This is a genomic window from Janthinobacterium sp. LS2A (genome assembly GCF_036543145.1).
Lineage (GTDB): Bacteria > Pseudomonadota > Gammaproteobacteria > Burkholderiales > Burkholderiaceae_D > Janthinobacterium > Janthinobacterium aestuarii.
Genome location: NZ_JAZHPB010000009.1, coordinates 66764 through 81599, shown reverse-complemented (window position 1 = coordinate 81599; position 14836 = coordinate 66764). Strand labels below are relative to the sequence as shown.

Genomic DNA, 14836 nt, shown 5'->3' with positions numbered 1-14836 from the left:
GGCCCTGCGGTTTTACACGATGCTGCGGCGTGCGGCGTCGACCAGCGGCGCGGCGCCCTGTTCGCCCAGCTTCTGCAACAAGTCCTCGAAGTCGTGCGCGCGGCCATGCGCCAGCTCGGCAGCGCTGAGCCCGATAATCTGCAGGAAGGCAAATTTTCCCGAGACCAGTGCATATTCTTCCGGGTAATGTTTGCTGGGCACCATGATGATGGCGCTCAGCGCGGACTGCTGGCCATCGATGGGGCCGCCAACCGACATGCGGTCCCAGGCGTCCAGCGGTTCCTGGTCGCCGAAGCGGCCAGCCGCCAGCAGCATCTGATACGCGGCGAACCTGCGCACCAGCGCCAGCGCCCATGGCGACTGCTGCGGGCATTCCAGCAGCAGTTCGCGGCCCAGTCCCGTCCACTCTTCCTCCACATCGGGTTCATCGTCCCATGGATTGGACAGGCCCGACGACACGTAGAGCCAGTGCGGCCGCTCGGGTGTCGGCGGGCATTCGAACACGCCGATATGCAGCCAGCGCGGGTCGACTTGCGTGCAGTTGAACAGCTGTTCGAACAGGGACAGGTCGAGCGGGTAGATGCCCGGTCCCAGGTTCCCGAACAGGGCTGTATAGAGCGTTTCTTCGCGCTGGGTCCAGGCTGCTTCCAGAAGGCTGCTTGCGGCGCCGTCATTGCTAATGTTGGTCATGTCGGTTCACTGAAATGGATGAGCATTTGAGTATAAAACATGCAACTTTATGACGGCGTACGGTTCAATCGGCCGATGCACCGGCCTCAGGCCGCTACCTTGGCGGGAGCCGTTTGCGGTCCGCCGCGCATGGCAAAGACCATGACGGCAGAGACGATGGCCGGGATGGCGACGACGAGGAAAATCGTGCTGTTGGGCCAGTTCAGGCGGATCAGCTCGCCACCGAGCACGGGGCCGATGATGGAGCCGATGCGCCCGATGCCCAGGCTCCAGCCGATGCCCGTCGAGCGCAGGGTGGTCGGATAGTAGCTGGCCGCCAGGGCGTTGACGGCAGGCTGGCCGCCCACCACGCAAAAGCCGGCGATGAAAATCGTGATGAACAGGAAGGCCAGCGACACGTCCGGACGGCCGATCAGGGCAATGGCCACGGCGGCGACCAGGAAGCACGGCAGCAGGATGCGGCGGAAGCTCGAGCGGTCGATCAGCTGGCCCATGACGAGGGTGCCGATGGTGCCGCCCACTTGCAGGGCCGTGCCGGCCAACACGGCGTTGGCCGTCGACAGGCCCGCTTCCTTGGCGATGGTCGGCAGCCAGTTTGACAGGAAATACAGGTTCAGCAAGTTCATGAAGTTGATGACCCACAGCAGTATCGTCATCTTGGCGCGGCCGCCCGTAAACAATTGCAGCACGGGCGCGCCCTTGTGTTCCTTCTCATGCACGACGTATTGCGTGTCGGCCGTGATGGTCACCGTCGGGTCGATGCGTTTGAGCCACTTGGCGACCTTGTCCAGCTTGCGTTTCTTGAGCACGAGGAATTGCATCGACTCCGGCAGCAGGAAGAACATCAGCACGCCGATGACCAGCGGCACCACGCCGCCCACGTAAAACACGGATTGCCAGCCGAAGGCGGGAATCAGCGCGGCGGACAATAGCCCGCCCAGCACGGCGCCCAGGGTAAAGCCGCACGAGACCAGCATCATCAGCGTGACTTTCTTGCGCAGGGGGCTGTATTCGCCAGCCAGGGCCATGGCGTTCGGCATCACGGCGCCCAGGCCCAGTCCCGTGATGAAACGGATCAGCTGCAATTGCTCGATGGTCGTTGCCAGCGGCGTGACCAGCATGCACAGCGAAAAGAAGATGGTCGAGCCGATCAGCACGGGACGGCGGCCGAATTTGTCGGCCGTGATGCTGAAGACGAGCGAGCCGACCAGCATGCCCAGCAGGCCCGCGCCAAACACGGGGCCCAGGTTGGCCTTGCTCACATGCCAGTCGGCAATGATGGCGGGCGCCACATAGCCCATCGCCTGCACGTCGAAGCCATCCATGATGACGCACAGCCCGCACAGGATCAGCATGCCGATCTGGAAGGAGCCGATCTTGTTGTTATTGATGAGATCGGGAATATCGATCGTCTTGCCTGCCGTGGACATGGTGCCGCTCCTGTTTTTTATGGTGATCGCGCCCTTCCGGCGAGGGCTGGGCGCGTGTTTGTCTCAGGCTTTATTACAATCGCTTTTGATTGATTATTCAAACGTTATTTTCGAATGGATTTATCAGCTTTCCTTGTGAATCTTTGTCGTCCCCTGGATGGCCGCCAGGATCACGTCGAGCGCCGGGTGCATGATCTTGCGCTCGTTCGAGATGACGTAAAACTGTTCGCGCAGGGATGAGGCGTCGCCGACCAGCACGGCGCCGAATTGCTCCTCGATATCGGCCGCCAGGCTGGCGGACGCGAAGAACAGGCCCAGGCCCTTGCGGCCAAACGCGTTGAGCATGGCGTTGTCCTCGAATTCGCCGACCACGTCCGGGCGCACGCCCTGCTGCACCATCCATTCGTCGATGCGCCCGCGCAAGGCGTTGTTGCGCGCGGGCAGCAGGAATGGCGCGCCGTGCAGGCTGTGCGGGAAATTGTCGCGGTATTGTTCGGCCAGCGCGGGGATGCCGAACAGCTTCATGGCGCTCTCGCCCCACAGGTGGCTGGACACGCGCAGGCTGGCGCCGGCCGGTACGGCACGGTCTGTCAGCACCAGATCCAGCTTGTGCAGGGCCAAGTCGGCCAGCAGGGATTCGAATTCGTCTTCCAGGCACACGAGCTTGATGGGCTGGTCCAGGCTGCGCGTGGCGTCGAGCATGCGGTACGCCATCAGTTTCGGCAGGGAATCGGAAATGCCCACCGTCAGGCGCATCTTTTCCGCGTCCGCATCGGCCAGCGCGTCCTGCATCTGTTCGCCCAGCAGGAAAATCTGGTCCGCATAGCCGAGCGCCAGGCGGCCCGCTTCCGTCGGCACCAAGCGTCGTCCCTGCGGCTGCAGCAGGGATTTGCCCAATTCCTTTTCCAGCAGAGCCAGCTGCGTGCTGATGGTTTGCACGGCCAGTCCCAGCCGTTCAGCCGCGCGCGTCACGCCGCCTTCCTTGGCGACCACCCAAAAGAAGTACAAATGGCGGTAATTGAAGCCCGTGGTTTTCATCGCTGCATCCTCTATCTTCTGTTTTTACGAAGTAATACTTCCATTATCTTCTATTTTTAAATGTGTCACACATCCCTATACTACGTTCCATTGAATTTGGATAAAGGGGAACTATCGATGAAACATTTCAGAGTGTCATTTCTAGTGACATTTATCTGCCTGGGCATTTCCGCCTGGTGGGGTTACACGCACGGTGGCGTGCAGACGATGCTCGCGGCGCTCGGTATCGCGGTGATCCTGGGCGTGATGGAAGTCTCGCTGTCGTTCGACAATGCGGTGGTCAACGCCTCGGTGCTGAAGAACTGGGACAAGTTCTGGCAGGGCCTGTTCCTGGGCGTCGGCATCATCATCGCCGTCTTCGGCATGCGTTTGCTGTTCCCGCTGGTCATCGTGGCGCAAGCGGCGGACCTGGGCTTGATGGAAGTCTGGAATCTGGCACTGAGCAATCCTGAACAGTACTCGATGCACCTGACGAATCACCATGCGGAAGTGGCGGCTTTCGGCGGCATCTTCCTGCTGCTGGTGTTCCTGAACTTCCTGCTGGACGACGAAAAAGAAACGCACTGGCTGGGCCGTATTGAAGAAAAACTGGGCGCGCTGGGCAAGGTATCGTCGATTTCCGTGATGATCGCGCTGGGCACCCTGATGGCCAGCCTGTCGATGATCGAAGAAGGCCAGAAACTGGTGGTCCTGACGGCCGGCCTGTGGGGTATCCTGACCTATGTGGGCGTCGATGTGATCAGTGGCTTGCTGGAAGGCGATAACGGCGACGGCAACATGGGCGACATCGTCAAGCGCGGCGGTATTGGCGGCTTCCTGTATCTGGAAGTGCTCGATGCTTCGTTCAGCTTTGACGGCGTGATCGGCGCGTTTGCCATCACCAAGGATGTCGTGATCATCATGCTGGGCCTGGCTATCGGCGCGATGTTCGTGCGTTCGATGACGGTGTTCCTGGTGCGCAAGGGTACGCTCGACGAGTTTGTTTATCTGGAGCACGGCGCGCACTATGCGATCGGTATCCTGGCCGTGATCATGTTGGTCAGCATGAAGTTCCACATTCCCGAGATCTTCACGGGTCTGATCGGCGTGGCCTTCATTCTCGCCTCGCTGTGGTCGTCGATCCGTTACAAGCGACGCATGGCCTTGCTGGAAGGCACGGAAGATAAACAGCCTGAGCTGGAAGCAGCAGCCAAGGCGTAAGAGATACGCGGCAAACGTCTACACCCGTTTGCCAGCGTGATGCAGCAAGCGCCGCCGCCGGCCTGGGGAGTCGGGCCGGTGGAGGGCGCCAGGTGTTTTGCAAGTTAATTATCGCTGGACTTTTATTTCACATAGGAGAAATACATCATGGCAATCAGTCTGCAAAAAGGCGGCAACGTCAACCTGAGCAAAGAAGCTCCTGGCATCTCGAAGATGATCATCGGCCTGGGCTGGGATGCCCGCGCCACCGATGGCGCCGCGTTCGACATCGACGGTTCCGTATTCCTGTTGAAGGCCGACGGCAAGGTACGCGCCGACGTCGACATGATTTTCTACAACAACCTGAAATCGAGCGACGGTTCCGTCACCCACTCGGGCGACAACACCACCGGCGCCGGCGATGGCGATGATGAAACCGTCATGGTCGACCTGGCCACGGTGCCAGCCGAGATCGACAAGATCGCCGTCTGCGTCACGATTCACGATGCCGAAGCGCGCAAGCAAAACTTTGGTATGGTATCGAAGGCGTACGTACGCTGCGTGAATGCCAACGGCAACACGGAAATCGCCCGCTTCGACCTGTCGGAAGACGGCTCGGCCGAAACGGCGATGGTCTTCGGCGAAATCTACCGCAATGGCGCCGATTGGAAATTCAAGGCCATCGGCCAGGGCTACAAAGGCGGTCTGGGCCCACTCGCCGCCTCTTTTGGTGTAGGTGTATAAGATTTGATTTAAAAGTCACAACGCCTGACAAAACCGTAGCGAGCGGAAGGGAGAGGTGGCTAAGAAGCGCAACCGTACTCGAGTACGGTGAGCATCGCAGGCCGCCTATACCGACGCGCAGTAGGTTTAGTCAGGTGTTCCGCGGAGGAACAGGTATGCCAGTTTTTACTATTACCGGGGACGTCGACCCGTTCCTGCATGTGTCGCTTGCCAAGGGTGAGAAGATTTATTGCGAATCCAATGCGATGGTGATGATGGAAACCAATCTTGAGCTGAAAGGCAAGATGACTGGCGGCATAGGCGCCGCGCTGATGCGCACCTTTGCCAACGGGGAATCGTTCTTTCAGCAGCATATCGAAGCCATGCGGGGCGACGGCGACTGTCTGCTGTCGCCGACTCTGCCTGGCGCGATGCGGGTGCTCGAGGTGGGCGCCCAACAATACATGATCAGCGACGGCGCCTTCGTGGCGGCCAGTTCTGGCGTGGAATTGAAGGTGCGCACGCAGAGCCTTGGCAATGCGCTGTTTGCCCAGAGCGGTGGTTTTTTCATTACCGAGACGGCAGGCAGCGGCCAGTTGGCGGTGTCCGGTTTTGGCGCGATGTCGATACTGGAAGTGACGCCGGGCAAGGACGTGGTGATCGATAACTCGCACGTCGTGTGCTGGGATAACCGCCTGCAATACGAAATTTCCATGACGACCGGCAGCAGCGGCGGCTTTCTGGGCAATTTGATCAATAGCCAGACCAGCGGCGAGGGCATGGTATTGAAGTTTTCAGGCACGGGAAAAATCCTCGTGTGCTCGCGCAACCGCGCGGCCTTCCTCGCCTGGACCCAAAGCAAGCCGGCGTAACTAATATTTGATGTAACCAAGCAAACAGGAGCTATGCGTATGTCTGTCAATTTGAGCAAAGGCCAGAAGATTTCTCTGGACAAAGAAGCTGGTACCACCCTGACCCGTATCACCATGGGCCTGGGCTGGGATGCGGCCAAGACCAAGGGTTTCCTCGGTTTCGGTTCGAAGACGGAAGCCGTCGACCTGGACGCGTCGTGCGTCATGTTCGATGAAAACAAGAGCACGTCCGACATCGTCTGGTTCCGCCAGCTGAAAAGCAAGGACGGCAGCATTGTCCACACGGGCGACAACCGTACGGGCGCGGGCGATGGCGACGACGAACAGATCAATGTCGATCTGTCGAAAGTGCCGGCGCACGTGAAAAGCCTGGTCTTTACCGTCAACAGCTTTACTGGCCAGAACTTCTCGCAGGTGGAAAACGCCTATTGCCGCATCTTGAATGCTAGCAATAACCAGGAAGTCGCGCGTTTCAACCTGTCTGTGCAAGGTACCCACACGGCACAGATCATGGCCAAGCTGTACCGCCATAACGGCGAATGGAAGATGCACGCCATCGGCGAAAACGGCAACGGTCGCACGTTTGACGACCTGATGCCGCAGATAGCCGTGCATCTATAAGGAGCAGTACGCAGCGGGCGGGGGACGGACCGGATACCGGCCCTTGTCCGCTGCTCTATTTTGAAGGAGAGTATGTCGTGATGCGATTGCTGATAGCCTTGCTACTTCCGTGTCTCACGTTTTTCATGCTGGGGCGCCCGCTGGCCGGTGCCGCCGCCTTGATCTTGCAGTGCACTGTGATCGGCTGGGTGCCGGCGGCCCTGTTGGCCCTGTACACGGTGAACCAGCATAAATCGGAGCAGGAACTGGAAGGTGCGTTAAGCCGCAGCTACATGCGCAGGCGTAGTCGGTTGATCTAAATCAACCGGGCGCTTGGTATCCTTGCGCTAAAGCCCGCACGAGCGATCGTGCGGGCTTTTTCGTGCCCGCTCACTTCTTGCAGCGTATCGGTACGTTCACGGAATTGCCGTCCGAACTCAAGTTGCGGTACTGCAAATCTTCGCTTTCGATGGCAAAGCGGGGCACGGCATGCACATAGCGCTGCTTGCAGACGGTGTCGTCATTGATCAGCTGGCCCGCCAGCATGTAGTCGCACAGGGCGAAGCGCGATTCCTCGTCGTCGAGGATCAGCACACGCGCCGCGCTGTACAGCGCCGATTGCAGCACTTCCGGGCTGCAATTTTCCGGGCCCGTCAGCTTCAGATGGGTTTTCGTCTGCGTGGCCAGGCGTTGCAGCTTGACGAGGGCGGCGCGCTCTTCCTTGCGGGCACTGTCGACTTGCGCATCGCCGCTGGCCAGGCGCAGCGCCAGCGAGGCGATCTGGTCGATGGAAATATGCCAGGCAAAGCCTTCGAGCCGCGTGCGGATCTGGCCCGGTAGCGGATCGGCCGCGTCGACTTCGCAGCGGTACTGGCCCAGATGGGGACGGCACAGCACGGGGATGGCAAAGGCCGAGGTACGTTTGCCCTTGACGAATTTCTGGCTCAGGTCGCCAAAATTTTCATGCGTGATGGTATCGAAGCGGGCTTGCCCAAAGCCCATCTTGACGAGGTTTTCCTTGCGCTGGCGCGAAAACAGGGCATCGACGGCATCGTAGATATTCTTGTTGAAGATGCGGTCCAGCGGCTGGCGCTCGTCCGACATCTTTTCGAAGACGGCACTGGAATTGGGCGCGTTGGCATCGATGGAAATGAGGATGAAGGGCTTGCTGTTCAGGCGCGGCGGCACGACGGCCATGTCGTTGCCGTACAGCTGCGTCAGGGCCACGTCCCACAGGGTTTCCACGCCCAGGTTGTCGGCCGCGCCGCCATCGAACAGGTGCACGTACGACGGCGATTCGCGCGACTCGGAACCGAGCTCCGGCACGAAGGTGTTTTTCGGGCGGAAACGCTCGAAGGTGACGGAATCGAACACGCCGGGAAAGGCGGCCGAGGTGGCCACGGCCGTGGCCAGGCGGATATCCTGGATCGGCGAATGCAGGGTGCCGTAAAAATACTCGTAGGAAAACACCACGCGCTTGCCGCCATCGGTGGCGTCCGTCGCGTTGGCCAGGAAGATGGGGCCGTCGTGCGGCAAGTCCTCGTAGGTTTTCTTGTCGTACAGCACATCGTCAAACACGTCGGACAGGAACGAGGTACGCGTCTTGTTCGTCAACAACATCGTCGTCAGGTTGGCCGGTTTCAAAATGGTCTGGCCGAAGAAATCCGTTTTCAGCTTGCTGCGCAGCAAGGGCCAATCCGTTTGCTTGCCATGCAGCGCATAGTAGCCGCCCGCGATGGCGCCGCCCGAGACGCCGGAGATGGCCGAGGCGCCGCTGACGAGGCCGAACTGTTCCAGCTGCTCCAAGGAGGCGGCCGAGAAATTGGCTGCGCGGCTGCCCCCGCCGGACAGGGCGATGCCGATGAAGTGGTCGTTGGGCATGGGATTCTGGATGCGCGCCTTGGGCGCGTCGATGCGCAGGCGCGGGGTTTCCTGCACGGTGAACGTGCGGTTTTCGACGCCGCTGTTGGGGCGCAGGGCGAGTACCGTGCAGCCGCTCAGCAGCGCAACGAGGATACATGGTGCAAACAGGCGTGGATTCATGCGTGATCTGTGCGTAGTCATTGGTTGGGATACGGACGGAAATCGTGTGCGATTCTAGCAAACTTGTCTGTGCCTGTATCTATCCTTGCAACTGGTACGCGAGGAGGGCGGCGTTGTAGCCGGCATGCACCAGCATGGGCGCCAGCAGCGCGCCGCTGCGCTCGTATGCGATGCCCGTGCACAGGCCCAGCGCGAAGGCGGGCAGCATGGCGGCCGGTGGATGCACGATGGCAAACAGCGCGGCGGCGACAGTGACCGCCTGCCACGCCGGCAGCGAGCGGCGCAAGCCGCCCTGGAGCAAGCCGCGGAAGATGAATTCCTCGCACAGGGGCGCGGCCAGCACGCCCAGGGCCAGCAGCCACAGCCCGTTGCCATTGAGATGCATCAATGGTGATGATGGTGGCGGCAACAGGGCCACGTAGCCGAGGCCGAACAGCGTCGCGACCAGGGCACCTGCGCTTCCCCAGCGCCATGGCTGGCGGCCTGTTGCCATGCGCGGCACGCCGGCCGTCTTGCTGCGCCAGTAGACCAGGCGCACCAGCGCGTACGTGAGCGCGCCGGCGCCGCCGAAGGCGATGGCCACTTGCGCCAGCGGCTCGGCCACCTTGCCCTTAAGCAGGAGCAAGGCCAGGGTTTGCAGGGTGAAGAACAGCATGGCGGCGATCAGGCCGTCCGACGCGGAAACTCTGGCTGGCGGCGAGGCGGCCGGATCGAGCAGGTAGGGTATTTCATCGCGCGCTTTTTGCCACAGGGCCACTGCCAGCGCCGCCGTCAGTACGACGAAGGCCAGCTGCTGCGCCAGGCTGCCGGCCGCCAGGGCGGCGATGTACAGGCCCGTCAGCAGCAGGTACAGATACGTGTAGGCAGGCCGTATTTTTGACGTCGCCTCGGTCGCCAGAGGATCGCTGGCAAACACGCCCAGCGCCACGGCGATCAGCGAATACAGGGGGATGCCGGCCAGCGCCAGCAGCATCAAACCCGCCATTTCCCAGCGCCAGGCGTCTTGCCAGGCCAGCGCCGCACCAAACAGGATCAATGGATACAGCAGGGCCAGCGCGGCCCACAGCTGTGCCTTTTGCCGCAGTGCCTGTTCGACGGAAACGGGAAACGTGTACAGCAGCCACAGCGCGCCGCCTTCCTTGTTGAGGGTCTGGAAGGCCGACATCATCAGCACATACGTGCCGAGGAAAAAGCCGGTGGAGGCCAGCAAGGCGGGGCTGGACAGCAATTCGTGCAGGTCGCGCGCCTGACCCGAGAATACGGCCTGACCGCCGAGGATCAGCAAGGGCAGCAGCAGGGTTTGCACGAGAAAATTGCGGTCGCGCAGCAGCAAGGTCAGTTCGCGGCGCTGGATCACCGTGCCGATGCTGGCGTGCCACTTGCCTGTGGGCGGTGCCGCCGGGAACGGCTTGCGGCTGGCCTCGCGCTGGCTCGCGCCCACCACGCCGTGGCGCAGCTGGTGGCGTAGCAGTGCCATGCCCAACAGCATCAAGCACAAGCATTGCGCCAGCAGCAGGATGGCCGGCAAGGCCGCTGTCGCACCTCGGGCATTGAGCAAACTCACCAGCAGGCCGGGTGGTGTCCAGGCGCTCCAGGCGGGCATGGCGGCGGCCCAGGCATACGCGAAGCCGCCCGTGCCCATGCCGAACGACATGCCCATATACATGGGAAACAGGCCGGCCACCGACAGCAGCGCCTGCAGGTTGCCCAGCTGCGCGGGACTGAGTGATAGGCGCAAGCCCGTGTCGACCAGGGTACGCAGCATGGCCGCCAGGGCCAGCAGGAGCAGGCAGGCAAGGAGACCCGACAGCGGCGAAAACCAGCCTTGGCCCGAATACCAGGCGATCATGGTGGTGCAGGGCCACAGCACCAGCAGGCCGAGCGGGTTGACCAGCGTGCGTTCGAGCACGCGCGCCCACAGCAAATTGCTTTTCTCGACGGGCAGGGTGACCAGCCATTCCAGGTCCCAGTCCGGCTTCGACAGTTCTCCCATGCCCAGCGGCAGCAGAACGCTGACCAGCCACAGCAGGGCCAATTGCAGGGTCAGGGCGCCCGCCAGCGCCGTACTGAAGGGTTGCTCGATCAAGTGGGCGATGACGGGCGCCAGCACGCGCTCGCCCGCGTTCATGCTGCCCTTGGCCTGGCAAACGGCCACCTGGTCGAGCAGGCAATGCATGTTCAGCAGGTTGTGGCGGGCGATATTGCCGGAGGAAAACAGCATGGGCAAGAGCAGCAGCGCGCCCAGCAGCCAGCGTCCCCGTTTCTTGCCTGGCGTGGCGGGCCGGCTCTTGCCCCCCCGATTGAACGCCAAGCCCCGGCCGCTGACGTTGAGCAGGCGCTGCAGGCGCAAGCGGGTCAGCAGCCAGACGGCGCGCCAGGCTGTGGGTGGCGCCGGTGTCATGCCGTCGACGTTTCATCGGTCAGTTGCAAGAAGATGTCTTCCAGGCTGCCGTCGCTGGACAACTGCTGGCGGATATCGTCGAGGCTGCCCGTGGCGACCAGGGCGCCCCGGTGGATGATGGCAACGCGGCTGCACAGTTTTTGCGCCATATCGAGCAAATGCGTGGAAACGAAGATCGTGGTGCCGGCCGCGGCGATGCGCAGCAAGCGTTCCTGCACGTCGCGCGAAGCACGCGGGTCGAGGCCGTTGATTGGTTCATCGAGGATCAGCACGGCCGGATCGTGTATCAGCGCACAAGCCAGGCCCAGTTTCTTTTTCATGCCCAGCGAGTAATTGACGGCGAAATCCTCGCTCGCTTCATCGAGGCCGAATTCCGCCAGCAGACGCGCGGCGCGGGCGGCCGCTTCCATGCGTGAAAAACCATGCATTTCGGCCACGAATTGCAGGATTTCGCGGCCCCGCAAATAATCGTAAAAGATGGGATTGTCGGGTAAATAGCCCACCTTGCGCTTGACGGCGGCGCCGTCGCGGTGGCAATCGAGGCCGTCGACCAGCACGCGCCCGCTGCTGGGCACGAGGATGCCCATCAGCATGCGGATGGTGGTGGTCTTGCCCGCCCCGTTCGGGCCCAGGAAGCCGAAGACTTCTCCTTTGCCCACTTGCAAGGTCAGCGGCTTGACGGCTTCGAAGCTGCCGTATTGTTTTGCCAGGTCTTGGAACGCGATCATCGTGTGTCCCTCAGCAAGCGCCGAAGGCGGCCAGCAGGCGCCGCTCGCCGGCCGGCGTGATGCGCAGGGCGCGGCTGTCGAGCTCGCGCTCGGCCCAGCGCTGGCGCAGGGCCAGTTGCAGCAGTGCGGCTCCCAGCGCGCCGCCCAGGTGGGCGCGCCGTTCGCTCCAGTCCAGGCAGGCACAGGCGAAGCGGCGGCGCTGGCGCTGCAATTGCGGCACGTCGATGCCCAGGGCCGCCATGCCGGCCGCGCCCGCTTCCGACAGACGATATTCTCCGCCGTCGTCCAGCAGCCAGCCCTGTGCGTGCAACTGGTCGTGCAGGGCGACGGCGACGGTGCCGGCCATGTGGTCGTAGCAGGTGCGCGCATGGCGCAAGCGGTCCGGTGTCGAGGGCGTAAACGGCGTTGCCGGCACGCCGGCCACCACCAGCAGCGCTTCGAGCGCCCGCGCCACCTCCGTGCTGGCCAGGCGGTAATAGCGGTGCTTGCCCTGCGCCACCATCGACAGCAAGCCATCGTCGCGCAAGCGGCTCAAATGGGCGCTGGCCGTCGAGGCGCCCACTTCGGCCAGCGTCGACAATTCCGTGGCCGTGCGCGCATGGCCATCGAGCAGGCTGCACAGCATGCGCGCGCGGGCCGGTTCGGCGATGGCGCCGGCCAGTTGCGCCAGGCCCATGTCGGCCGAGGGAAGTTTGTCATCCATGATTCGTTCGCTGGCGAAGTGTTGTGGTGGAAGGACCAGCATACTCGTGTCCCCACTTCACTGCAATGGAATGCGCATGCATCTCGCCGCCCCCGCCGACCCTTTTTCCGCCGTCACCCATGCGGCGCCGTATGACTACTATCGCCGCCTGGCGGACGGCCCGCCGCTGCGTTTCGATGCGGCACTCGATTGCTGGTTGGCGACGGGCGCGGCCGGCGTGCAGGCCGTGCTCGAGCATCCCGCTTGCCGCGTGCGCCCGCCGGGACTGGCCGTGCCGCAGAATCTGGCTGGCACGCCGTGCGGTACGATTTTTGCCGAACTGGTGCGCATGAACGATGGCGAGCGGCATGCCGTGCCGAAACAGGTGCTGGCGCGCGCCTTGGCCCAGGTGGACCTGGCGCGGCTGCAGCGGCAGGTCGCACATCTCGCTGGTGACCGCGTTCCCGCCAGCGCCGCCCAGCTCAACGAGGCGATTTTTCAACTGCCCCTGTTCGCCATGGCCCAATTGCTGGGCTTTGCGCCAGCGCAATGGCCGGCGCTGGCCGCCTGGACGCGTGATTTTGTTGCCTGCCTATCGCCGCTGAGCAATGGTGAACAACTGGCCGGCGCGCAGGAGGCGGCCGATTCCCTGCTGCAAGGTTTTGGCCACTTGCTGCGCGAGGGCAACGCGAGGCCGGGCAGCCTGCTGGCCAGTATCGTGACAGAGACCGATGTCATGGGGAGCGGCCTGTTGGCCAACCTCGTGGGCTTGTTGTCGCAGACGTGCGACGCCACGGCCGGCTTGCTGGGCAATGCCATCGTTGCCTTGCACGCGCAGCCGGAGTTGCTGCCGCAACTGTGCGCATCGCCTGAGCGGTGGCCGGCCATGCTGCGCGAAGTCAGCCGCCATGATCCCTCGATCCACAACACGCGCCGCTACATGGCGCAAGACGTGGAGTTCGATGGCGTGCACGTGCCGGCCGGGCAGATGATCGTCGTCGTGCTGGCCAGCGCCGGCCATGCGAATTTGGGCTTTGGCCATGGCCGCCACCTCTGCCCTGGTCAGTCCATCGCGCACGCCATCGCCATGGCTTGTTTGCAGGCGTGGGCCGACGGGCTGGAAGACATGGCGTTGGCGTGGCGTTATCAAGCGTCGCTGAACGCCCGCATCCCCGTGTTTACGCAAGGAGCCAGCGCATGATCGCCGTGATTTTTGAAGTCTGGCCCAGCGCCGAAGGTCGCCAGCAGTATCTGGACCTGGCGGCCGCGCTGCGGCCATTGCTTGATGAAGTCGATGGTTTCATTTCCATCGAGCGCTTCAGCAGCTTGAGCGATCCAGGAAAATTGCTGTCGCTGTCTTTCTTTCGCGACGAGGCGGCGCTGGCGCAGTGGCGGCAGCTGGAAGCGCACCGCGCGGCGCAAGCGGCTGGCCGGCAGGGCGTATTTGACGATTACCGGCTGCGCATCGCCGCCGTCGTGCGCGATTACGGCATGCTGGACCGGCAACAGGCGCCGACCGACAGCCGCCAGCGCCACGATGCCTAGCGCTTAGCGGGGCAGGGCGCCCTGCGTGATCTTGACCTTTACCCGGTAGGTGGGCTGTTCTGCGTTCAGGGCTGGCGGCGTGGCCGGATCGACGTCGAGCAAGGTAAACGTCAGGTGGTTGACGGTGACGGAACTGGAAGCGCCGGGCATGGAATCGGACAGGACGATGTCCGTGGCGCCCGCACTGTTGAGCAAACTGAAACTGTAGCTGACGTAGCCTTTCCATACGCACACAGCGCCCTTGCGGCAGCGGCTGTCGTTGACGCGTTCGAGTTTCAGGGTATCGGTGGCGGTGATGGCGACCTGTTCGCCCGGCGACAGCACGTGGGTGACGCTGCGCGGCGTGTTTTCCGCGTCGCCGGCGCTGCCGGCCGCGCCGCAGCCGGCCAGCACGGCCAGGCAGGCGAAGAACAGGGGAAGCAGCATGGTGCGGTAAGAGCGGGTCAGAGAATGCATGTTTTTCCTTTCAGGTAGAGCGTCCCGGGCGTGCCTGTGCACGCGTGGGATAAAATGATAGTAACAAAATGATATTTTTCTGGCGCACTATTGGCGTGCTGCCGATGAATTGACGCGCCAGCCACGCGGCGCGCCGATTACTGCGTAAAATGGCTGTTTTGAAAATCAGGAAACAACCATGAAAAAAACCGACCTGGCCAAAAGCGATGCCAAGAAACTGATGGGAAAGATGAATGTTCCCGGCGCCGGTGCATTCGGTAAGGAAGCGGTGGTCGTCGACCGCCGCGAGCAGCGCAAGCGCGACCAGGCCCTGGGCCTGGTGCCATTCGCCGTCAAGCTGAACAGCGATCTGGTCTTGCAATTGCAGACCCTGGCCAAGGAGCGCGGCGCGGATCTGAATGAATTGGTCGCCGAAGTCCTCGTCAAGGGCTTGGCCGCAGCTTAATGGG

At 62.5% G+C, this 14836-nt stretch carries 16 protein-coding genes; 8 read left to right on the top strand and 8 right to left on the bottom strand.

The genetic code is table 11. From position 1 onward, the window contains the following. Window positions 1–12 precede the first annotated feature (12 nt). From V3C40_RS22915 to nhaR, 3 genes are all read right to left on the bottom strand, one after another. Window positions 13–690: a suppressor of fused domain protein gene (locus V3C40_RS22915; protein ID WP_331778612.1), complete on the bottom strand. Its 678-nt coding sequence runs from the start codon at window positions 688–690 to the stop codon at window positions 13–15. A gap of 86 nt (window positions 691–776) precedes the next feature. Next, window positions 777–2120: an MFS transporter gene (locus V3C40_RS22910; RefSeq protein ID WP_331778611.1), complete on the bottom strand. Its 1344-nt coding sequence runs from the start codon at window positions 2118–2120 to the stop codon at window positions 777–779. Window positions 2121–2243: 123 nt separating this feature from the next. Continuing rightward, a complete protein-coding gene (gene nhaR / locus V3C40_RS22905) occupies window positions 2244–3158 on the bottom strand; it encodes a transcriptional activator NhaR (protein WP_319993375.1) in 915 nt (304 codons plus the stop codon). A 117-nt stretch (window positions 3159–3275) separates the two neighbouring features. On the opposite strand from nhaR, the gene V3C40_RS22900 reads away from it, so the two are divergent. From V3C40_RS22900 to V3C40_RS22880, 5 genes are all read left to right on the top strand, one after another. After that, the gene (locus V3C40_RS22900) at window positions 3276–4358 is read left to right on the top strand and encodes a DUF475 domain-containing protein (RefSeq protein ID WP_034748969.1); all 1083 of its coding nucleotides are present in this window, start codon (window positions 3276–3278) and stop codon (window positions 4356–4358) included. Window positions 4359–4505: 147 nt separating this feature from the next. Next, window positions 4506–5081, top strand: a complete 576-nt coding sequence (locus tag V3C40_RS22895; RefSeq protein WP_034748966.1) for a TerD family protein — start codon at window positions 4506–4508, stop codon at window positions 5079–5081. Between the two features lie 155 nt (window positions 5082–5236). Then, on the top strand, window positions 5237–5932 hold the full coding sequence (locus V3C40_RS22890) for a TIGR00266 family protein (protein ID WP_070305705.1): 696 nt from the start codon (window positions 5237–5239) through the stop codon (window positions 5930–5932). A 39-nt stretch (window positions 5933–5971) separates the two neighbouring features. Then, window positions 5972–6553 carry a TerD family protein gene (locus V3C40_RS22885; RefSeq protein ID WP_034748960.1) on the top strand — a complete coding sequence of 194 codons (582 nt, stop codon included), beginning with the start codon at window positions 5972–5974 and terminating at the stop codon, window positions 6551–6553. An 80-nt stretch (window positions 6554–6633) separates the two neighbouring features. Then, window positions 6634–6852: a YqaE/Pmp3 family membrane protein gene (locus V3C40_RS22880; RefSeq protein ID WP_331778690.1), complete on the top strand. Its 219-nt coding sequence runs from the start codon at window positions 6634–6636 to the stop codon at window positions 6850–6852. A 70-nt stretch (window positions 6853–6922) separates the two neighbouring features. On the opposite strand, the gene V3C40_RS22875 is transcribed toward V3C40_RS22880, so the two are convergent. The 4 genes from V3C40_RS22875 to V3C40_RS22860 all read right to left on the bottom strand — a co-directional run bounded on the left by V3C40_RS22875 (window position 6923) and on the right by V3C40_RS22860 (window position 12407). Beyond that, complete coding sequence (locus tag V3C40_RS22875; RefSeq protein ID WP_070305703.1) at window positions 6923–8575, bottom strand: patatin-like phospholipase family protein; 1653 nt, start codon at window positions 8573–8575, stop codon at window positions 6923–6925. Between the two features lie 79 nt (window positions 8576–8654). Beyond that, the gene (locus V3C40_RS22870; RefSeq protein ID WP_331778610.1) at window positions 8655–10976 is read right to left on the bottom strand and encodes a CPBP family intramembrane glutamic endopeptidase; all 2322 of its coding nucleotides are present in this window, start codon (window positions 10974–10976) and stop codon (window positions 8655–8657) included. Next, the gene (locus V3C40_RS22865; protein WP_331778609.1) at window positions 10973–11704 is read right to left on the bottom strand and encodes an ABC transporter ATP-binding protein; all 732 of its coding nucleotides are present in this window, start codon (window positions 11702–11704) and stop codon (window positions 10973–10975) included. Before V3C40_RS22865 ends, V3C40_RS22870 begins: the two co-directional genes overlap by 4 nt. A gap of 10 nt (window positions 11705–11714) precedes the next feature. After that, window positions 11715–12407, bottom strand: coding sequence for an ArsR/SmtB family transcription factor (locus V3C40_RS22860; RefSeq protein WP_331778608.1), 693 nt, complete (start codon window positions 12405–12407; stop codon window positions 11715–11717). 76 nt (window positions 12408–12483) lie between these two features. Here V3C40_RS22860 and V3C40_RS22855 point away from each other — a divergent pair, with 76 nt between their 5' ends. Both V3C40_RS22855 and V3C40_RS22850 read left to right on the top strand, forming a co-directional pair. Continuing rightward, window positions 12484–13587, top strand: a complete 1104-nt coding sequence (locus tag V3C40_RS22855) for a cytochrome P450 (RefSeq protein ID WP_331778607.1) — start codon at window positions 12484–12486, stop codon at window positions 13585–13587. Beyond that, complete coding sequence (locus V3C40_RS22850) at window positions 13584–13931, top strand: antibiotic biosynthesis monooxygenase family protein (protein ID WP_331778606.1); 348 nt, start codon at window positions 13584–13586, stop codon at window positions 13929–13931. The genes V3C40_RS22855 and V3C40_RS22850 overlap by 4 nt, the downstream gene beginning before the upstream one ends. 3 nt (window positions 13932–13934) lie before the next feature. Here the strand turns inward: V3C40_RS22850 and V3C40_RS22845 are convergent, their stop codons facing one another. Next, window positions 13935–14387: a hypothetical protein gene (locus V3C40_RS22845; RefSeq protein WP_331778605.1), complete on the bottom strand. Its 453-nt coding sequence runs from the start codon at window positions 14385–14387 to the stop codon at window positions 13935–13937. 178 nt (window positions 14388–14565) lie between these two features. Here V3C40_RS22845 and V3C40_RS22840 point away from each other — a divergent pair, with 178 nt between their 5' ends. Next, window positions 14566–14832: a hypothetical protein gene (locus tag V3C40_RS22840; protein WP_034748940.1), complete on the top strand. Its 267-nt coding sequence runs from the start codon at window positions 14566–14568 to the stop codon at window positions 14830–14832. The last annotated feature ends 4 nt before the right edge of the window (window positions 14833–14836 follow it).